This is a genomic window from Streptomyces ardesiacus (assembly GCF_003112575.1).
Classification (GTDB): Bacteria; Actinomycetota; Actinomycetes; order Streptomycetales; family Streptomycetaceae; genus Streptomyces; species Streptomyces ardesiacus.
The window spans coordinates 507,235-524,874 of record NZ_BEWC01000005.1 but is presented as its reverse complement, the minus strand read 5'-3'; the positions used below and the strand labels follow the sequence as shown (position 1 = coordinate 524,874).

The window sequence follows — 17,640 nt, the reverse complement described above, 5'->3', positions numbered from 1 at the left end:
CCCTGTCACCCTCCACCGTCACCGCTCTACCATCGGCTTATCCGTAGCAGGCTCCCCTCCGTTTCTGCCCGACGGCTCGTTGGCATGCGAGCCCCAAGCCCTACGGAGCATCGGGGGATGCACATGAACAGCGTTCCGCAGTACCTGTCGAACGAGGACCGCCAAGAGTACGAGCGGGTCCTCGACGAGGCGCTGCGCTCCGCACCACACCGACCGGAACTCGCCGCTGCCGGTCAGCGGCTCAGCTCCGAACAACTGCGCACCATGGCACTCAACGCCACCGCCCTCATCACGTCGGCGGCCACGAGCGAGTACCAGCACTACGTGAAGGTCCGCGAGGAGACGCGCCGGCCCGCGCCCTCCCACCCGTCGTCCACCACGAGCGGATCCGGCTCCCAGGAGCAGGGCACGGGCGCGGGAGGACTCGCCGCGACGATGGGCGGGATGGCCGAGGCGACCGGTGCGGGGGCCGTCGCCGTCGTCGCCGTCCTGGCACCGGTTCTGGCCGGCACCGCCGCGGCGATCTTCCTGCTGGTCGGCTACATCCTGAAGATGCTCGACCCGGAGCAGACCTTCGCCCGGACCATGCTCACCACGGGATGGGTGTTCGGCGGCTTCACCGCGGTGGCGATCCTCGTCGCCGCCGTGGGCCTGCTGCTCACCGCGCTGCGCAACCGCCCCAGCGCCGAGTCCGGCTTCTACGACGCCCGGGACGAGGAGGTGGCCCGGGCCAGGGCCGCCTGGCACGAGGCCCTGCTGGAGCGGGGCATCCTGCCCTTCCTGCGGGAGGCGCTCAGCGACCCGGGCACGGCGGCGGCGCTGCCCCGCACCGGACCGTCCCCGAACGGCAGCCGCATGCCGCACCTCGGCTACGGCCGCCCCGGGTTCACCAGCCCCGACGGCGGATCCGACGCGGGCTCGCGTCCGAGCTACTCCAGCCCGAACTACAGCAGCCCGGACTTCGGGGGCCCGGAACACCGGCCCGAATAGCCACCGGCGCGGGCGGGCAGCGACTCAGAGGATGCCCGCCCGGCCGGCGGCAGTGACCCAGGACGGGAACTCGGACAGCAGACGGTCGTACAGCTCCGGGTCCGGCACGGTCGCGATGTCGTCGACCGCGAAGAAGCCGACGTTGTCGACCCGTCGGCCCGGCAGGGTGTCGAAACGCTCCAGCACCCCGTAGTCGGCGCGCCCCAGCCCGACGAACTGCCAGAAGACGGGTTCCTCCACGGCTTCCCGCAGCTCCCGCTCGATCTCGGCGTTGCGGTAGACACCGCCGTCGGAGAAGAACAGCACCAGGGTCGGAACCGGTGCCGGGTGGTCCCGGACGAAGGCCAGGACCTCGGCGATCACCTTCTGCTCCTCGTTCTGGATGCCGACCGCCCGCATGTCGACCTGCTCGGGGTGCAGACCCTTCCTCCTGCCCCGCCGGAACAGGCTGATCTCCCCCACGCGTACGTGCAGCCGCAGCCACTCGGGCAGCTCGCCCAGGCGCAGGTCGGGCAGGCGCGCCGGGTTCGAGGCGAAGGTCCACGCCTGCATCTCCCCGTCGTCGTCCAACTGCGCGGCCACGGCGGCCATCCGCTCCACGACGTCCGCGACGAGGCCCTTGGAGTAGAGGAAGGACATGGATCCGGAAGCGTCCAGCACGAGGACGACCCGCGCGGTGACGTCGGCCGCCCCGTGCTTGCTCAGGCTCACCGCGACCTGCTCCTTGCGCAGGGACAGCCGCTTGCGCATGTCCACGGGCAGGTGTTCCTCGCCCTTGGTGAGACGGGGGCCGGCGGCCGGCGGCGCACTCGACGGTACGGGTGGCGCTACGGGCGGCACCGGGGGAACCGGCGGTGGTACGGGGGCCGCAGGCACGGGGGCAGCCGGTGGGACCGGTGCCGCCGCCGGGGCGGGGGCGGGTGCGAGGGCCGGGGCCGGTGCGAGGTCCGGGGCCGCGGGAGCCGGGGCCGGTCCGGTAGCCGTCGCCGGGGGAGCGTCGTCCACGGTGATGCCGAAGTCCGTGGCCAGTCCCGCGAGTCCGGCGGCGTACCCCTGCCCGACGGCGCGGAACCTCCACAGGCCCTGGCGCCGGTACAACTCGCCGCCCACGAGCGCCGTCTCCGGCCCGGCCGTGATGTCGAATCGCGCCACCTCGGTGCCGGTCCCGGTGTCCAGCATCCGCAACGACAGCCCCGGCACCCGGCCGAACGTCCCTCCGTCGGCCGAGGCGCACAGGACGATGCGCTCCACGGGAGCCTCCACCGCACGCAGATTCACCTCGACGGCATCGCTCGTGACGCCCGCCTCCGGCCCGGGACCGCCCTGCTTGCCCAGGTGCCGCACCGCGCCGGAGGAGTGACGGGGCTGGTTGTAGAAGACGAAGTCGCCGTCGTCCCGCACCCGTCCGGAGGAGGTGAGCAGCAGCGCCGAGGCATCGACCTCCGGGACGCCCGGTCCGTCGGCCCACACCAGTTCGACCCGCACCGCGGCGGAGTCGACCGCGACGTTGGCACCCTTGCTCAGTGAGGTGGCTGTCATGCCTCCAGTCTGCCGAGCGGGAACCCCGGCCGGGGAGAGGGCCGGCCCCGCGGCCTGTCCCCTCCCCGCGCCGCTGCGCTCAGTCCGCGATCGGCAGATAGACGCGGTTGCCCGCCGCTGCGAACTCCTTCGACTTCTGCGCCATGCCCTCCTCGATCTCGCCCCTGCTGCTCCCGTGCTCCCGGCGAATGTCCTGCGAGATCTTCATGGAGCAGAACTTGGGCCCGCACATGGAGCAGAAGTGGGCCGTCTTGGCGGGCTCGGCCGGCAGTGTCTCGTCGTGGAACTCCCGCGCGGTGTCCGGGTCGAGGGCCAGGTTGAACTGGTCCTCCCACCGGAACTCGAACCGTGCGTCCGACAGCGCGTCGTCCCACTCCTGCGCACCTGGGTGACCCTTGGCGAGGTCGGCGGCGTGGGCGGCGATCTTGTAGGTGATGACGCCGGTCTTGACGTCGTCACGGTTGGGCAGGCCCAGGTGTTCCTTGGGCGTGACGTAGCAGAGCATGGCCGTGCCCCACCAGGCGATCATCGCGGCACCGATGCCGGAGGTGATGTGGTCGTACGCCGGCGCGACGTCCGTCGTCAGCGGGCCGAGCGTATAGAACGGAGCTTCATCGCAGATCTCCTGCTGAAGGTCGATGTTCTCCTTGATCTTGTGCATCGGGACATGTCCCGGGCCTTCGATCATGGTCTGTACGTTGCAACGCTTGGCGATCCGGTTGAGTTCCCCGAGGGTGCGCAACTCGGCGAACTGCGCCTCGTCGTTGGCGTCCGCGATCGATCCGGGACGCAGGCCGTCGCCGAGGGAGTACGTGACGTCGTAGGCGGCGAGGATCTCGCAGAGTTCCTCGAAGTTCTCGTACAGGAACGACTCCTTGTGGTGCGCCAGGCACCACGCCGCCATGATGGAGCCGCCGCGCGAGACGATGCCGGTCTTGCGGTTCGCGGTCAGCGGTACGTACGGCAGGCGCACGCCCGCGTGGACCGTCATGTAGTCCACGCCCTGCTCGGCCTGCTCGATCACGGTGTCCTTGTAGATCTCCCAGGACAGTTCCTCGGCCCGGCCGTCGACCTTCTCCAGTGCCTGGTAGAGCGGCACGGTGCCGATCGGGACGGGGGAGTTGCGCAGGACCCACTCGCGCGTGGTGTGGATGTTGCGGCCGGTGGACAGGTCCATGACCGTGTCGGCGCCCCACCGGGTCGCCCAGGTCATCTTGTCGACCTCCTCCTCGATGGAGGACGTCACCGCCGAGTTGCCGATATTGGCGTTGACCTTCACCAGGAACCGCTTGCCGATGATCATCGGTTCGATCTCGGGGTGGTTGACGTTGGCGGGCAGCACGGCCCGTCCTGCCGCGATCTCCTCGCGGACCACCTCCGGCGAGACGTTCTCCCGGACGGCCACGTACTCCATCTCCGGGGTGATCTCGCCGCGCCGCGCGTACGCGAGCTGCGTCACCGCGGTGCCGTCGCGGCCCCGTCGCGGCTGACGCGGGCGCCCGGGGAAGACGGCGTCGAGGTTCCGCAGGCCGCCGCGCGGCGAGGTGTGCTTGATCCCGTCGTCCTCGGGACGGACGGGACGGCCCGCGTACTCCTCGGTGTCCCCGCGGGCGATGATCCAGTTCTCCCGCAGCGGCGCCAGCCCCCTGCGGACATCGGTGTCGACGAGTGGATCGGTGTACGGGCCCGAGGTGTCGTACAGCGTGACCGACTGCCCGTTGGTGAGGTGCACCTGACGGACCGGCACCCGCAGATCGGGACGTGAGCCCTCGATGTACGCCTTGTGCCAGCCGATGGACTTCCCGGCCTCCGTGGCTTCACCGGCCCCCGCGGCATCCGCCGAGGCGGGATTCTGCGCGGAGCCCTGTGCGGAGGCAGGCGTGCGTGCGTCCTTGATGGTCATGAGACCTACTCCCTACGCCGGCATTACCCGGTAACAGGTTCGGCGGTCGACGCAGCGGCTTCCGTCTCACGGCGCTTCGTGGGATACGTCACTCGTCTTCGGAGACGTTTCCCGTGAAACATCGCTGGAACGGAGGTCAGCGCCCTCTCAGCCCGGTGCTCCGAGCTCCCGCGTGTACAAAGGTGCCACCACGCTAGCGCCCATTCGGGCGCGGTGACCAGAGGGCCCCCCTCGTTCTTGCGATGATCGGGCGGTGACCACACCGCAGCATCCCCCCTTCCCGCCGCACCGGCCCGGCCGCGGACCGAGCGCCGAAGAGGACGACGGCCGTTCGACCGGTCCTGTCCCCGTCGTCCCTCACGGCACGCGCGACGGCAGACCGGAGGCTGACCACGGGCACACCGCGGAGCGTGCCGGCCAGGGCACGGGCGGCGGGCACGGGCACGGGCACAGTCATGGGCCCGCGGCTCCCGTCTCCCGGCACCTGCGGAAGGTCATCGCCGCGGTCCTGATCCCCTTCGCCGCGGCCGTGGTGGTCGGGCTCGCGGTTCTGTGGCCGGGCGGTGCGCCGGCCCACGAGCGCACGGGTGTCGGCTTCGACCGGCAGACACAGGAGGCCACGGTCACCAAGGTGGTCGCGTTGAGCTGCCAGTCGGCCAACCCCTCGGCCGGCACCCCGACCGGCGACACCTCCACCGCCGAGGGATCCTCCGCGGTGCAGCAGGCCGAGGGCGAGTGCAAGCGGGCCACCGTCCGCGTCGACACGGGGGACGACAAGGGTCGTACGTTCGACGAGATCGTGCAGCCGGACCAGTCACGGCAGTTGCGCGAGGGACAGAAGGTGGTGGTCGCCTACGAGCCCTCCGCGCCCAAGGACCTGCAGTACTCGGTGACCGACATCAACCGCCAATTCCCCCTGGCCCTGCTCGCCGGCATCTTCGCCCTCGCCGTCGTGGTCGTCGGACGACTGCGCGGCCTCATGGCGCTGGTCTCGCTGGCTGTCAGCTTCCTGCTGCTGAACTTCTTCATCCTGCCCGCGATCCTGCAAGGGTCGAACCCGCTGGTCGTCGCGGTGATCGGGTCCAGCGCCATCATGCTGATCGCCCTGTACCTGTGTCACGGGCTGTCGGCCAGAACCTCCGTGGCCGTGCTGGGCACCCTGATCTCGCTGCTGCTGATCGGCGTGCTCGGGTCGCTGTTCATCGGCTGGGCCGCACTCACCGGCAACACGGACGACAACACCGGCCTCATCCACGGCCTGTACCCGTCCATCGACATGAGCGGGCTGCTGCTCGCCGGGGTCATCATCGGTTCGCTCGGTGTCCTCGACGACGTGACGGTCACCCAGACCTCGGCGGTCTGGGAGCTCCACGAGGCCAACCCGGCGATGGGCTGGCGCGGCCTGTACCGCGCCGGCATCCGCATCGGCCGCGACCACATCGCCTCGGTCGTGAACACGCTCGTCCTCGCCTACGCGGGCGCCGCGCTGCCCCTGCTGCTGCTGTTCTCGATCGCGCAGAGCGGGGTGGGGACGGTCGCCAACAGCGAGCTGGTCGCGGAGGAGATCGTGCGTACGCTGGTCGGCTCGATCGGGCTGGTGGCCTCCGTGCCGGTCACCACCGCCCTCGCGGCCCTCGTCGTGTCGGCGGACCGGCCGGCGCGGGCCCCGGAGACGGCAGCCGGCGCGGGAGCGCCCGCGCGGGGAGGGCGGGGCCGCCGCCGCAAGCGCTGACCTGCCCGGCGAGGCGTCCCGCCCTCGCCGGGCGTGTGCGTGCCGGAACGGTTCAGCCCGCGCTCTGCTCCTCCGCCAGGATGCGGTCCAGTGCCTCGTCGAGATGGCTGTCGAAGTCGGCCAGCGCGCCCTCCTGGCCGAGGGGGACGAGCTTGTCGGTGCGGTCGAGGAAGGCCACGAGGGGGGCGGCCGAGGAGCGGAACAGAGCCTGGTCGCTGCCGACCTGAAGGCGGATCAGCACTTCGGCCAACGGCTCCGGATCGACCGGTGCGATGCGCACGTCGCCTTCGCCGCACGGCCGGCCCACCCCGTCGACCAGCAGCTCCCGGCCGAACGCCCAGGTCACCGGCGCGTCTCCGGGCAGATGGAAGGTCAGTCGTACGGCATAGGGATCACGTGTCTCGTACCGCAGCTCCACCGGGATGCGGAACGAGAGCTCCTCGGACACGAGAAAGCTCATCATGACCTCTGCCTGTACGGACTCGCCCATTCGCCTACCCCGTCATTCGCCGTCGACTGTCCGGGAATCAAACCTCTAACACTGGTGGCATCTTGCTCAACGTACACACCAGATCACAAGGAGTGAGTTTTCAGATACTGATAGAGAGGGCGAGCGAACCCAGACGCCGCCCCACCTCGTGCTGCAGACGCTGGGCCGCGGGCAGCAACCGGTCCGCCTGGTGGAGGGGGAGGGAGATGGCCATCGTCGCGGCCGTGGTGCCGACGGTGATCGGAATCGCCGCGCAGAGCGTCCCCAGCGCGTACTCCTGGCACTCGGTCACCGGCGTCATCCGGCGCATGCGTTCCAGCCGTTTCAGCAGGCTGTGCCCGTCACGCACCGTGTACGGCGTGATCGGCCGCACCGGGTAGCGGTGCAGGTGGTCGCGGCGGGCGTCCTCGTCCAGCTGGGACAGCAGGCACTGCCCGATGGCGTGGGCGTGCCCCGTCTCCCGGAAGTCCGCCCACTCCTCGACCGCCGGGTTGCCCGGGGTGTCGGAGACGCACATGACCTCGATCTCACCCTCCCGGTACATGGCGTAGTACACGGGGACACCGATCGCGTCGCGCCAGCGCGCCATGGTGTCGACCACCGTGCTGCGACGTTTCTGCTCGGCCCCGCTGCTGCTCAGCCGCTCGGCGGCCTCGCCGAGGAAGAACAGTCCCTTGTCGCGGCGCAGGTAACCCTCGTGCACCAGCGTGCGCAGCAGGTGGTACGCCGTGGGCAGCGCCAGTCCCGTCTCGCGGGCCAGCTGCTTGGCGGGGGCGCCGTACTCGTGCGCGGCGACGCACTCGAGCAGGCGCATCGCCCGCTGCACGGAACCGATCAGGGTCGCGGAGGGCGGATCGGCGGAGGCGGGCGCGGGGGGTGTCCGAGGCGTCGAGCAGGGCTGCACGGGCAGGGCGTGCAGACCGAATGCGGTGTCAGCCGTGGCCAAGGGTCACTCCCGGAACGCGAGGAGGCAGCCCGTGCGGAGAACACGGGTGGGGGTGTACGCCGTTCGCGAGGTCGCCCCCGCGTGGAGTTCCGGACTCTAACCGCCGGTCACCGCTCACCGACGGCCCGTCCGGGAAACTTCCCCCGCCCGAGGGAACCGGTGGTTCCTGTTACCGCCACCGGTGTCCCGCGCCTCTCACCAGTCGCTGCGCGACGAGGAGCTCGACATGAACTTGCGTACGACGTAGATCAGTCCGCCGACGAGCGCGACGAAGATCAGCAGCTTGAACAGCAGTCCGATCACGAACCCGACCACGGTGGCGATCAGCCCGCCGAACACGACCAGGGCGATGACCGGCACCGCGATCCACTTCACCCACCACGGCAGTCCCGTGAAGATCTCTCGCATCGCCCTTGCCCTTACCTTTCGGGAGTCCTGGGGAATCCTCTGATGTCCTGCACTCGATGCTAGAGCCGCGGACGCCTCGGCAGGGGCCCCGCATCCCTTGTCTCCCCCTGACCGATCCCCTAGGGAACCCGGGGACCGGCCTCAGCTCTCCGGTGGAGAGAACACCACCAGGACGCGCAGGTCCTCGCTGATGTGGTGGAACTTGTGGGCGACGCCGGCCGGCACGTAGACCACGCTGCCGCGAGCGACCTGCGTGGTCTCCATGCCCACGGTGATCGCGGCCCGCCCGCTCACCACGAAGTACACCTCGTCCTGGGCGTGCGGTTTCTGCGGGTCGGTCGTCCCCGCGTCGAGGGCGTACAGGCCGACCGACATGTTCCGCTCGCGCAGGAACTGCAGGTAGGCACCGTCGTTGGCGGCGCGCTCCGCCTCCAGTTCGTCCAGCCGGAATGCCTTCATCGCCTCGTCCGTCCCCTGCCTCACCGGTCGTTTCCGATCGTGTCTGCCACGATCAGACACATGAAGAATTTCCTAGTCAAGACGATCGCCAACGCGGGAGCCCTCGCGGTTGCCGTGTGGCTGCTCGACAAGATCACCCTGACCGGGGGAAGCACCGGGGAGAAGGCCGCCACCCTGATCGTGGTCGCCCTGGTGTTCGGCCTGGTCAACATGGTCGTGAAGCCGATCGTGCAGGTGCTGACCTTCCCGCTGTTCATCCTGACCCTCGGCCTGTTCACGCTGGTGGTGAACGCGCTGATGCTGTTGCTCACGTCGTGGGTGGCCGACAAGCTCGACCTGAGTTTCCACGTCGACGGGTTCTGGACCGCCGTCCTGGGCGGTCTGATCATCTCGATCGTCTCCTGGGCCCTCAACGCGTTCCTGCCCGACGGGGACTGAGCCCGATGACCTACCGCGTCTGTTTCGTGTGTACGGGCAACATCTGCCGCTCCCCGATGGCCGAGGCCGTCTTCCACGCGCGCGTGGCGGACGCCGGGCTCGACGACCTGGTCGAGGCCGACAGCGCCGGTACCGACGGCTGGCACGAGGGCGAGGGCGCCGACCCGCGCACCGTCGCCGTCCTGGCGGAGCACGGCTACGGCCTGGACCACACGGCCCGGCAGTTCCAGCAGTCCTGGTTCTCCCGTCTCGACCTGGTCGTCGCCCTCGACGCCGGGCATCTGAGGACCCTGCGGCGCCTCGCCCCCACGGAGCGGGACGCGGCCAAGGTGCGCCTGCTGCGGTCGTACGACCCCGCCGCCGACGGCGGCGACCTGGACGTCCCTGATCCCTACTACGGGGGCCAGGACGGCTTCGAGGACTGCCTTGAGATGGTGGAGGCGGCGAGCACCGGACTGCTCGCCGCGGTACGCGAACAAGTGGAAGGACGGGCCGCATGAGCGACTCCGCTACGAACGACGGCGACGGTGCGGCCACCGGCGGACCCGCTTCCGGCCCCGGCGAGGGCACGCGCGCGGTGCGGGCCGGGCTGCCCGAACCCGTCAAGCACGAGCCGACCCTGCCCGGCCCGGTGTTCGCCGCCCACTTCCACCTGCCGGGCGACCCGACCGGTCCGTACACCTACGGCCGCGACGAGAACCCCACCTGGACCCACCTCGAGCGCGCCATCGGCGAGCTGGAGGCACCCGGACGGACCGACGTGGAGACACTGGTCTTCGCCTCGGGCATGGCAGCGATCTCCTCCGTGCTCTTCTCGCAGCTCCGCGCCGGGGACACCGCCGTCCTCCCCGACGACGGCTACCAGGCGCTGCCGCTGGTCCGCGCGCAGTTGGAGGCGTACGGCATCGAGGTGCGCACCGCACCGACCGGCCGTGACGCCCAGCTCGACGTCCTGGACGGGGCGAAGCTGCTGTGGATCGAGACGCCGTCGAACCCGGGGCTCGACGTGTGCGACGTACAGCGGCTGGCCGAGGCGGCCCACGCGCGCGGCGCCCTGGTCGCCGTCGACAACACCCTCGCCACACCGCTCGGACAGCGTCCGCTGGAGCTCGGCGCGGACTTCTCGGTGGCGAGCGGCACCAAGCAGCTCACCGGTCACGGTGACGTCCTCCTGGGCTACGTGGCCGGCCGCGACGCCGAGGCGATGACCGCCGTACGGCGCTGGCGCAAGATCGTCGGGGCGATCCCCGGGCCCATGGAGGCCTGGCTCGCACACCGCTCGATCGCCACCCTGCAGCTCCGGGTGGACCGGCAGGACGCCACCGCGCTCAAGGTGGCCGAGGCGCTCCGGGGGCGGCCCGAGGTCACCGGTCTGCGCTATCCCGGGCTGCCCGAGGACCCGTCCCACAAGATCGCCTCGCAGCAGATGCGGCGCTACGGCTCCGTCGTCTCCTTCACGCTGCCCTCACGCGCGCGTGCCGATCGTTTCCTCGACGCCCTGCACCTGGTCGAGGGCGCCACGAGCTTCGGCGGGGTGCGCTCCACCGCGGAGCGTCGCGGGCGCTGGGGCGGCGACGCGGTGCCGGAGGGCTTCATCCGGCTCTCGGTCGGCGCGGAGGACCCCGACGACCTGGTGGCGGACCTGCTGCGCGCCCTGGACGAAACGGCGGGCTGACGCCGCCGCACCACGCCCTGCGCGCCGGACGGTCCGAGCCTCCCCCCTCGTGGCTCGGACCGTCCTCGCGGTTCGACGCGCTCGCGGTTCAACGCGCGAAGAACCGCGCGTTCCAGGCTAGTTGACTGAATGTCAGTGTCCAATCACGCAGGCGACAGCGACCTATCGACATATTTATAGTGGGGGCGCGGGCGGGGGCCGGAGAAGAACAGAAGAGGGGACAGGTTTTCCGTGGATCTGGCCTTGCTCCGAACCTTCGTCACCGTGCACCGGGCCGGTTCGTTCACGCGTGCGGCGGCCCTGCTCGGCCTCTCGCAGCCCGCCGTCACCTCGCAGATCCGTACGCTGGAGCGTCAGCTCGGCCGCCCGCTGTTCCTCCGGCAGGCCCGCGGGGTGACCCCGACGACCGTCGGTGACGAACTCGCCCACAAGGCCGCGCCGCATCTCGACGCCCTGGTGGAGGTCGCCGAGGCCGGACTGGCTGACGACTCCGCCCTGCGGACCCTGCACCTGGCCGGGCCCCCCGAGTTCACCTCCGAACGGGCGCTGCCGGCGCTGACGGAGCTCACCGCGGAGGACGGCCACGCTTTCGCCCTGCGCATCTCGTTCGGCAACGCCGAGGAAACCCTGGAGGGCTTGGCCGCGGGCCATCACGATCTGGCCATCGGCACGGCCCGTCCCCGCGGGTCGCTGCTCACGGCGACGCCGCTCTGCGACGAGGTCCACGTGCTGGTCGCCGCGCCCGTCTGGGCGGAGCGGGCCGGTGCCGAGAAGCTCAGTGCCACCGGCGCCTCGGCCCTGGGGCAGGTACCCGTGGTCGAGGTGCACGAGTCGCTGCCCTTCGTCACCCGCTACTGGGCCTCCGTCTTCGACGCCCGTCCGGCCGCCCCGGCCACCGTCGTCGCCCCCGACCTGCGTGCCGTTCTCGCCTGCACCATCGCCGGCGCGGGGCTCGCCGTGCTGCCCCGCTACCTGTGCGCCCAGGCGCTGGAGCGCGGTGACGTCGTCGCCCTGCAGGATCCGCCGATACCGCCGCTGCGGACGTACTTCCTGGTGGCGCGTACGGGCACGCTGGCACTGCCGCACATCGCCAGGGCCCACGAGGGATTGCTGCGCGCGGCCGCCGCCTGGAGCTGAACCGGCGGCTTGGTGAACCGGGCGTGCGTCACGATGTTTCACGTGGAACCAGCCGGGCCACATTTCTCCCATGACCGTCCGACCCGTGGTCAAGCGCACCGCTCGCGCCGTCCTGCTGGACGGCGACCACTTGATCCTGATCAAGCGGACCAAGCCCGGCGTCGACCCGTACTGGGTCACTCCCGGCGGCGGGGTCGAAGCGGACGACAGCACCGTGGTGGACGCCCTGCACCGCGAGGTGTACGAGGAACTGGGCGCGAAGATCAGTGATGTGGTGCCCTGCTTCGTGGACACCGTGGAGCACATCGGCGAGGACGGCGGCGCGACCGGTGTGAAGGTGCAGCACTTCTTCGTCTGCCGGCTGGAGTCCATGGATCCGTCCCTGCGGCACGGCCCCGAGGTCGACGAGCCCGCCGGTGAGTACGAGATCGTCAGAGTGCCGTTCACCCGGGTCGGAATCGCCTCGGTCCACCTCGTACCGCTGTCGCTGCGGCACTATCTGGACGGCAACATCGAGGGTGTGCGTGCCATGCACGCCCCCGACCTCGGCTGAACGGCGTGGCCGAAAGCCCGTCCTCCCACCGGAAAGAGGTGGACGCGGACGGCCGCTGTCGGACAGCCTGACCTGCGTGCCGACTCCTTTCCTCGCCTCTGCACCGATCCGCCGTCTGACGCTCCGGGATCTCACCGCCTGCGCCGACCTGTCCGAGGACCGGGGGTGGCCGCGCGAGGAGCACAAGTGGGGGTTCCTCCTCACGGCCGGACAGGGCTACGGCATCGACGATCCCGACGGCGGCCTCGTCGCCGCCTGCACCGTCACGGAATACGGCCCCCACGAGCGCCCGGCGCTCGCCGCCGTCGGCATGGTGCTGGTCGCCGAGCGGCACGCCCGCCGGGGGGTCGGACGCCGGCTGATGCGCCACCTCGTCGCTGCCCTGGGCACCGTTCCCCTCACCCTGCACGCGACGCCGTACGGCCGACCGCTCTACGAGGAGCTCGGTTTCAAGGTGACGGGCGAAGCGGAGATGGTGCGCGGCCGTTTCGTCCCCGGCGGGCCGGAACCAAAGCCGTTCACCCGCGGGGCCACCGCCGAGGACCTCCCCGCGATCCTCCGGCTCGACGAAGAGGTCTTCGGTGCGGACCGCACCCCCATCGTCACGCGTCTGCCCGCCTTCGCCGATCAGTTGCGCGTCGCCGAGGAGGACGGCCGGATCACCGGGTACGCCGCGGCCTGGCCGAACATGGACACCCATGTGGTGGGCCCGCTGATCGCCCGTGACACCGAGACGGCCAAGGCCCTGATCGGCTCGCTCGCCGCGCACACCGACCGGCCGCTGCGCACGGACATCGACGTGCGGCACGAGGAGCTCCTGGCGTGGGTGAAGGAGCACGGCCTGTCCTCGGTCGCCGCCAATGCGGTCATGAGCTACGGGATCACCGAACTGCCCGGGGACTGGACCCGTCGGTTCGCGCCGCTCACGGTGGCGGCCGGCTGAGTCGGCGATACGTCACCCCGGCACCGCGACGCCGGTTCCCGGGCAGCACGGGAACCGGCGTCGGGCGGACGGCCGCTACGAGGGGGCTGCCGTCAGGCGAGGCTCCGCACGGCGACCGAAGCGAAGCCGTGGTCCTGCTCGGGCGCGCCTCCGCCCACCCCGATCGCGCCGATCAGCCGGCCGTCTCGGTGCACGGGCACGCCGCCCGCGATGAACAGCAGCGGCCGGTCGAGTGCCGTGGGCAGGGTGTGGAAGAGGCCTCCGGGCTGCACGGCGTCGACGAGGTCGGCGGTCGGGGCGTTCAACTGGAGCGCCGTGTAGGCCTTGCGGGTGCTGGTCTCCCCGGAGATCAGCACGGCGCGGTCGTCGCGCCGGAAGGCGAGCAGATGGCCCCCGGCGTCGAGGACCGTGACGCTGACGGTCACCCCGGCCGCCTCGGCGGCCTGGCGGGCGGCGGTGACGAGGGCTTCGGCGTCCTGGGTCGTCAGCGGGGTGACGGCAGTGGTGCTCATGGTTCTTCTCCTTGGTGGTGCTGAGTGGGGTGCGGTGCCCCGGTGGTCCACGAGGCGTCAGTGGCCCATGAGGCGCGGTGCGGGGACGGCCCTGGCCCCGCAGCCCGCCCGGGGTCGTTCAGTGGTGGACGGCGGCCCGCCGCTCGGTGGGCACGGAACCCGCGACGACCGGTCCGGGAGCACTCGCACGCCGTTCCAGGCCGGCCGAGAGGACGGCGAGGACAAGCGCGGCTGCGGCGAGCACGGCGCCGACCCAGTTGGGAGCGGTGTATCCGTAACCGGCCGCGATGACGACGCCGCCGAGCCACGCGGAGAGCGCGTTGCCGAGGTTGAAGGCGCCGATGTTCACCGCGGAGGCCAGCGTCGGCGCGCCGTGCGCGTGGTCCAGGACGCGCTTTTGCAGCGGAGGGACGGTGGCGAAACCCAGGGCACCGATGAGGACGACGGTCACGGCGGACGCGATCTTGTCGTGCGCGGTGAGGGTGAACAGGGCGAGGACGACGGACAGGGCGCCGAGGGAGATGTACAGCATGGGCATCAGGGCGCGGTCGGCGAACCTGCCGCCGACGAGGTTGCCGCCGACCATGCCGAGACCGAAGAGGACCAGCAGCCAGGTGACCGAGCCGTCGGCGAAGCCCGCGACCTGGGTCATCATCGGCGCGATGTAGGTGATGGCCGCGAAGACCCCGCCGAAGCCGAGGACGGTCATGGCCATCGCGAGCAGGACCTGGGCGTTCTTGAACGCGGCCACCTCGTGCCGCAGCCGCACGCCCTCGGCCCTGGACACGTCGGGGACCAGCTTGGCGACGCCGACGAGGCCGACGACCCCGAGCGCGGCGACGACGGCGAAGGTGACACGCCAGCCGACGGACTGTCCGATCAGTGTCCCCAGCGGGACGCCGACGACATTGGCGACCGTCAGGCCCGTGAACATCATCGCGATGGCGCCGGCCTTCTTGTCCGGCGCGACCAGACCGGCCGCGACGACCGATCCGATGCCGAAGAAGGCGCCGTGCGCGAGTGAGGCGATCACGCGGCCGATCAGCATGACGGAGAAGACCGGGGCGAGGGCGGAGAGCAGGTTGCCGACGACGAACAGGCCCATCAGCAGCATCAGCATCCGCTTGCGCGGGACCTTGGTGCCGAGCACGGTCATCAGCGGGGCGCCGAACATCACGCCGAGCGCGTACCCGGTCACCAGGTAGCCGGCGGTGGGGATGGAGACCCCGTAGTCGCTCGCGACCTCGGGCAGCAAGCCCATGATCACGAACTCTGTCGTTCCGATCCCGAAGGCCCCGATCGCCAGGGCCAGAAGCGCGAGAGGCATGGAGGGGTACACCTTCCGAAGTCATTGCAGGAGCGCGTTTCAGTCGCAGACAATAGTTGCATACGCTGGCTATGTGCAAACGCAGGCAGTTGCGGACCTGGGCTACTCTGGTTTCAGCCGCTCCTGGACGGAGGAACCACATGACAGCGACGGACCCGGCGCTCACCGCCCTCTCCCAGGGGTGGTGCGCCCTTTCCCTGCTGCACGGGAGGATCGAGGCCCACATCGAGCGAGCCCTGCAGACCGGGCACGACCTGAGCGTCCGCGAGTACTCACTGCTCGACGTGCTCAGCCGGCAGCACGACGGCGACGGGGGGCATCTGCAGATGAAGCAGGTCGCCGACGCCGTCGTCCTCAGCCAGAGCGCGACCACCCGGCTGGTCACCCGGCTCGAGGACCGGGGCCTGCTCGAGCGTTACCTGTGCCCCACCGACCGGCGCGGCATCTACACCAACGTCACCCCGTCGGGCCTGCGCCTGCTGAACGAGGCGCGGCCCACCAATGACCTGGCCCTGCGCGAGGCTCTCGACGAGGCGGCCACGAACCCCGACCTCGCCCCGCTGGTGCGTGCGGTGGAGACCCTGAAGGCACCCGTGCCCGCCTAGATCCAGTTCTAGAGTGCAGGCATGGGAGATCTGGAAATACGCCGCACCACCGCCGAGGACATCCCGGCAGTCGTCGCGATGCTCGCCGACGACCCCCTGGGCGCACAGCGCGAATCACCGGACGACCTGGGCCCGTATCTGGCCGCCTTCGAACGGCTCAGGACCGATCCGAACCAGCACCTGGTGGTGGCAGTCCGGGAGGACCGGGTCGTCGGCACGCTCCAGCTCACGATCGTCCCCGGCCTGTCCCGGCGCGGGGCCACCCGTTCGCTCATCGAAGGCGTCCGCGTCCACAGCGACGAGCGCGGAAGCGGACTGGGCACCCAGCTCATCGAGTGGGCGATCGACGAGTCCCGGCGACAGGGGTGCCACCTGGTGCAGCTCACGTCCGACAGGACCCGCACCGACGCCCACCGCTTCTACGAGCGTCTGGGCTTCTCGGCCTCGCACACCGGGTTCAAGCTCCAGCTCTGACGTGGAGAACCCGGCTTGCCGGCCCCACGGTGCGCGGCCGGTTTCACGTGAAACCGGCCGCGCACACCGGACTGCCGTCAGCCGATCCCCTGCCACCCCTGTGGATCCACACCACCTGGCACGGCGGCACCCTCTTCGTACGGCTGGCGCGTGAAGACGAAGGAGCCGAGGTCCAGGTGGTCCACGGTCCCGTCCGGGCGCCTCACGGCTCGTAGCAACTCCCCTGCGTAGTAGCCCTCCAGGCCCGTCCAGCTGCCGTCACCGTTCGCCCGGAAACGTGAACGGCGTCCGCGGCCCGACAGCGGACCCAGCGAGACCCCTCCGTCGGAGGTGAGCCTCAGGGCGAAGGCCTGCGTCCCCCAGTACCACTGCCCCGCCAGCTCCAGCACGGAGGAGTCGACGTTCCGCAACGGGCGCCACGGCTCCGGGATCCGGGGCTCGGCCTCCGCGACGATGCGCACGAGATCGGCTCCCACCCCGGCGATCAGCGGCCCAGAGGTGCAGTTGGTCAGGACCACCGCGGCCACGTCGTCCTCCACATCGATGGTGAGGTTGGCCAGGAAGCCCGGCAAGGAGCCGGAGTGGCCCACCAGCAACCGCCCGTCCCGGTGCTGGAGCTGCAGCCCCAACCCGTACGCCGCACCGTCCACCACGTCCGCCGCCTCGGCCGGCGCCGCGGGTGCCCGCATCTCCCGCACGGTCTCCCCGCCGAGCACCGTGTCGTCCCCCTGTGTCAGGAAGACGGCGAACCGCGCCAGGTCCCCGGTGGTCGACCAGAGCTGCCCGGCCGGCGCCATCACCCCAAGGTCCTCGGCGGGCTCGGCCAGCATCACATCGGCCCAGGGATGCACCGCCCAGCCGCCGGCGTGCGGGGCACTGGGCCGCGTGGCCGTACGCTCCAGCCCCAGGGGGTCCAGCACCTCCCGCTGCAGCACCTCCGCCCACGGAGCCCCGCGCAGCTTCTCGACGAGCGCGCCGAGCAAGGTGTAGCCAGGGTTGGAATAGTGGTGGCGCCGGCCCACCGGGTGCAGGAGCGGCTCCTCGCCCAGCACATCGGCGAGCCCGGGCCGCAGGGAACCCGGTGTCCGCTCCCACCAGGGCGCGGGCGACTCGGCGGCCAGCCCGCCCGAGTGCGCGAGCAGTTCGGCGATCGTGGCCTCCCCCGCGCCGGTGCCTGGCAGGTGCTTCTCCAGCGGGTCCCCGAGATCCAGCAGGCCCTCGTCACGCAGCCGAAGGACCAGGACGGCGGTGAAGGTCTTGGTGATCGACCCGATCCGGTACTGCACGTTCTCGTCCGGACCGTGCCCGTCGACCGAGGTCCGCGCGCCATGCCACACGGTCTGCCCGCCCCGGACCACCGCCGCGACCAGCGACGGTGTACGCCCTTCGGCCTGGGCCACGGCGATGCGATGCGTCAGCGCCCGGCGGGTGGCGGGAAGCAGCTCTTCCTGAAATGTCGTCATGCGCTCAGTCCACCGGCCGGAACACCTCACGTCGAGCCGATTTCCC

The 17,640-nt window shown here is 70.9% G+C and carries 19 protein-coding genes; 10 read left to right on the top strand and 9 right to left on the bottom strand.

Features of this window, described 5'->3' with window-relative positions; translation table 11 throughout:
• The first annotated feature begins 117 nt into the window (after positions 1–117).
• Entirely contained in the window at positions 118–990 is an 873-nt protein-coding gene (locus tag Sdi02f_RS18975) for a hypothetical protein (RefSeq protein ID WP_108933701.1), read from the top strand.
• 24 nt (positions 991–1,014) lie between these two features.
• Here Sdi02f_RS18975 and Sdi02f_RS18970 read toward each other — a convergent pair whose 3' ends face one another.
• The gene (locus tag Sdi02f_RS18970; protein WP_108933700.1) at positions 1,015–2,529 is read right to left on the bottom strand and encodes a VWA domain-containing protein; all 1,515 of its coding nucleotides are present in this window, start codon (positions 2,527–2,529) and stop codon (positions 1,015–1,017) included.
• 79 nt (positions 2,530–2,608) lie between these two features.
• On the bottom strand, positions 2,609–4,432 hold the full coding sequence (gene thiC, locus Sdi02f_RS18965) for a phosphomethylpyrimidine synthase ThiC (RefSeq protein WP_031084698.1): 1,824 nt from the start codon (positions 4,430–4,432) through the stop codon (positions 2,609–2,611).
• A 253-nt stretch (positions 4,433–4,685) separates the two neighbouring features.
• Here thiC and Sdi02f_RS18960 point away from each other — a divergent pair, with 253 nt between their 5' ends.
• On the top strand, positions 4,686–6,164 hold the full coding sequence (locus Sdi02f_RS18960; RefSeq protein ID WP_031084697.1) for a YibE/F family protein: 1,479 nt from the start codon (positions 4,686–4,688) through the stop codon (positions 6,162–6,164).
• 52 nt (positions 6,165–6,216) lie between these two features.
• Here the strand turns inward: Sdi02f_RS18960 and Sdi02f_RS18955 are convergent, their stop codons facing one another.
• From Sdi02f_RS18955 to Sdi02f_RS18940, 4 genes are all read right to left on the bottom strand, one after another.
• Positions 6,217–6,654 (bottom strand): SsgA family sporulation/cell division regulator, encoded by a 438-nt coding sequence (locus tag Sdi02f_RS18955; RefSeq protein WP_030403103.1) that lies wholly within the window; start codon positions 6,652–6,654, stop codon positions 6,217–6,219.
• 100 nt (positions 6,655–6,754) lie between these two features.
• Complete coding sequence (locus Sdi02f_RS18950; RefSeq protein WP_234319821.1) at positions 6,755–7,468, bottom strand: IclR family transcriptional regulator; 714 nt, start codon at positions 7,466–7,468, stop codon at positions 6,755–6,757.
• A 327-nt stretch (positions 7,469–7,795) separates the two neighbouring features.
• Positions 7,796–8,008 carry a DUF5326 family protein gene (locus Sdi02f_RS18945; RefSeq protein WP_030403101.1) on the bottom strand — a complete coding sequence of 71 codons (213 nt, stop codon included), beginning with the start codon at positions 8,006–8,008 and terminating at the stop codon, positions 7,796–7,798.
• Positions 8,009–8,149: 141 nt separating this feature from the next.
• Entirely contained in the window at positions 8,150–8,467 is a 318-nt protein-coding gene (locus Sdi02f_RS18940) for a cupin domain-containing protein (RefSeq protein WP_003975009.1), read from the bottom strand.
• 60 nt (positions 8,468–8,527) lie between these two features.
• On the opposite strand from Sdi02f_RS18940, the gene Sdi02f_RS18935 reads away from it, so the two are divergent.
• From Sdi02f_RS18935 to Sdi02f_RS18910, 6 genes are all read left to right on the top strand, one after another.
• On the top strand, positions 8,528–8,905 hold the full coding sequence (locus Sdi02f_RS18935; RefSeq protein WP_030403100.1) for a phage holin family protein: 378 nt from the start codon (positions 8,528–8,530) through the stop codon (positions 8,903–8,905).
• A 5-nt stretch (positions 8,906–8,910) separates the two neighbouring features.
• Complete coding sequence (locus Sdi02f_RS18930; protein WP_030403099.1) at positions 8,911–9,405, top strand: low molecular weight protein-tyrosine-phosphatase; 495 nt, start codon at positions 8,911–8,913, stop codon at positions 9,403–9,405.
• Complete coding sequence (locus tag Sdi02f_RS18925) at positions 9,402–10,580, top strand: cystathionine gamma-lyase (protein WP_031084695.1); 1,179 nt, start codon at positions 9,402–9,404, stop codon at positions 10,578–10,580. Before Sdi02f_RS18930 ends, Sdi02f_RS18925 begins: the two co-directional genes overlap by 4 nt.
• A gap of 231 nt (positions 10,581–10,811) precedes the next feature.
• Positions 10,812–11,717: a LysR family transcriptional regulator gene (locus Sdi02f_RS18920; protein WP_031084693.1), complete on the top strand. Its 906-nt coding sequence runs from the start codon at positions 10,812–10,814 to the stop codon at positions 11,715–11,717.
• A 70-nt stretch (positions 11,718–11,787) separates the two neighbouring features.
• Positions 11,788–12,270, top strand: coding sequence for an NUDIX domain-containing protein (locus tag Sdi02f_RS18915; protein WP_031084691.1), 483 nt, complete (start codon positions 11,788–11,790; stop codon positions 12,268–12,270).
• Between the two features lie 76 nt (positions 12,271–12,346).
• Positions 12,347–13,213 carry a GNAT family N-acetyltransferase gene (locus tag Sdi02f_RS18910; RefSeq protein ID WP_053637805.1) on the top strand — a complete coding sequence of 289 codons (867 nt, stop codon included), beginning with the start codon at positions 12,347–12,349 and terminating at the stop codon, positions 13,211–13,213.
• Positions 13,214–13,305: 92 nt separating this feature from the next.
• On the opposite strand, the gene Sdi02f_RS18905 is transcribed toward Sdi02f_RS18910, so the two are convergent.
• Positions 13,306–13,725, bottom strand: a complete 420-nt coding sequence (locus Sdi02f_RS18905; RefSeq protein WP_053637804.1) for a GlcG/HbpS family heme-binding protein — start codon at positions 13,723–13,725, stop codon at positions 13,306–13,308.
• A 118-nt stretch (positions 13,726–13,843) separates the two neighbouring features.
• Complete coding sequence (locus Sdi02f_RS18900; RefSeq protein ID WP_108933699.1) at positions 13,844–15,052, bottom strand: MFS transporter; 1,209 nt, start codon at positions 15,050–15,052, stop codon at positions 13,844–13,846.
• A 140-nt stretch (positions 15,053–15,192) separates the two neighbouring features.
• Between Sdi02f_RS18900 and Sdi02f_RS18895 the strand changes: the two genes are divergently transcribed.
• On the top strand, positions 15,193–15,657 hold the full coding sequence (locus Sdi02f_RS18895) for a MarR family winged helix-turn-helix transcriptional regulator (protein WP_030403092.1): 465 nt from the start codon (positions 15,193–15,195) through the stop codon (positions 15,655–15,657).
• 21 nt (positions 15,658–15,678) lie between these two features.
• Positions 15,679–16,131, top strand: coding sequence for a GNAT family N-acetyltransferase (locus tag Sdi02f_RS18890; RefSeq protein ID WP_031084684.1), 453 nt, complete (start codon positions 15,679–15,681; stop codon positions 16,129–16,131).
• A gap of 77 nt (positions 16,132–16,208) precedes the next feature.
• On the opposite strand, the gene Sdi02f_RS18885 is transcribed toward Sdi02f_RS18890, so the two are convergent.
• Complete coding sequence (locus Sdi02f_RS18885) at positions 16,209–17,594, bottom strand: serine hydrolase domain-containing protein (RefSeq protein ID WP_031084681.1); 1,386 nt, start codon at positions 17,592–17,594, stop codon at positions 16,209–16,211.
• Positions 17,595–17,640 lie beyond the last annotated feature (46 nt).

What these genes read in the sequence shown, in the direction of transcription:
- thiC (WP_031084698.1), bottom strand. Translation starts at nt 4,432, where the DNA reads ATGACCATCAAGGACGCACGCACGCCTGCCTCCGCACAGGGCTCCGCG.
- Sdi02f_RS18895 (WP_030403092.1), top strand. Translation starts at nt 15,193, where the DNA reads ATGACAGCGACGGACCCGGCGCTCACCGCCCTCTCCCAGGGGTGGTGC.
- Sdi02f_RS18900 (WP_108933699.1), bottom strand. Translation starts at nt 15,052, where the DNA reads ATGCCTCTCGCGCTTCTGGCCCTGGCGATCGGGGCCTTCGGGATCGGA.
- Sdi02f_RS18915 (WP_031084691.1), top strand. Translation starts at nt 11,788, where the DNA reads ATGACCGTCCGACCCGTGGTCAAGCGCACCGCTCGCGCCGTCCTGCTG.
- Sdi02f_RS18940 (WP_003975009.1), bottom strand. Translation starts at nt 8,467, where the DNA reads ATGAAGGCATTCCGGCTGGACGAACTGGAGGCGGAGCGCGCCGCCAAC.
- Sdi02f_RS18955 (WP_030403103.1), bottom strand. Translation starts at nt 6,654, where the DNA reads ATGGGCGAGTCCGTACAGGCAGAGGTCATGATGAGCTTTCTCGTGTCC.
- Sdi02f_RS18925 (WP_031084695.1), top strand. Translation starts at nt 9,402, where the DNA reads ATGAGCGACTCCGCTACGAACGACGGCGACGGTGCGGCCACCGGCGGA.
- Sdi02f_RS18930 (WP_030403099.1), top strand. Translation starts at nt 8,911, where the DNA reads ATGACCTACCGCGTCTGTTTCGTGTGTACGGGCAACATCTGCCGCTCC.
- Sdi02f_RS18950 (WP_234319821.1), bottom strand. Translation starts at nt 7,468, where the DNA reads ATGCGCCTGCTCGAGTGCGTCGCCGCGCACGAGTACGGCGCCCCCGCC.
- Sdi02f_RS18890 (WP_031084684.1), top strand. Translation starts at nt 15,679, where the DNA reads ATGGGAGATCTGGAAATACGCCGCACCACCGCCGAGGACATCCCGGCA.
- Sdi02f_RS18905 (WP_053637804.1), bottom strand. Translation starts at nt 13,725, where the DNA reads ATGAGCACCACTGCCGTCACCCCGCTGACGACCCAGGACGCCGAAGCC.
- Sdi02f_RS18935 (WP_030403100.1), top strand. Translation starts at nt 8,528, where the DNA reads ATGAAGAATTTCCTAGTCAAGACGATCGCCAACGCGGGAGCCCTCGCG.
- Sdi02f_RS18945 (WP_030403101.1), bottom strand. Translation starts at nt 8,008, where the DNA reads ATGCGAGAGATCTTCACGGGACTGCCGTGGTGGGTGAAGTGGATCGCG.
- Sdi02f_RS18885 (WP_031084681.1), bottom strand. Translation starts at nt 17,594, where the DNA reads ATGACGACATTTCAGGAAGAGCTGCTTCCCGCCACCCGCCGGGCGCTG.
- Sdi02f_RS18975 (WP_108933701.1), top strand. Translation starts at nt 118, where the DNA reads ATGCACATGAACAGCGTTCCGCAGTACCTGTCGAACGAGGACCGCCAA.
- Sdi02f_RS18970 (WP_108933700.1), bottom strand. Translation starts at nt 2,529, where the DNA reads ATGACAGCCACCTCACTGAGCAAGGGTGCCAACGTCGCGGTCGACTCC.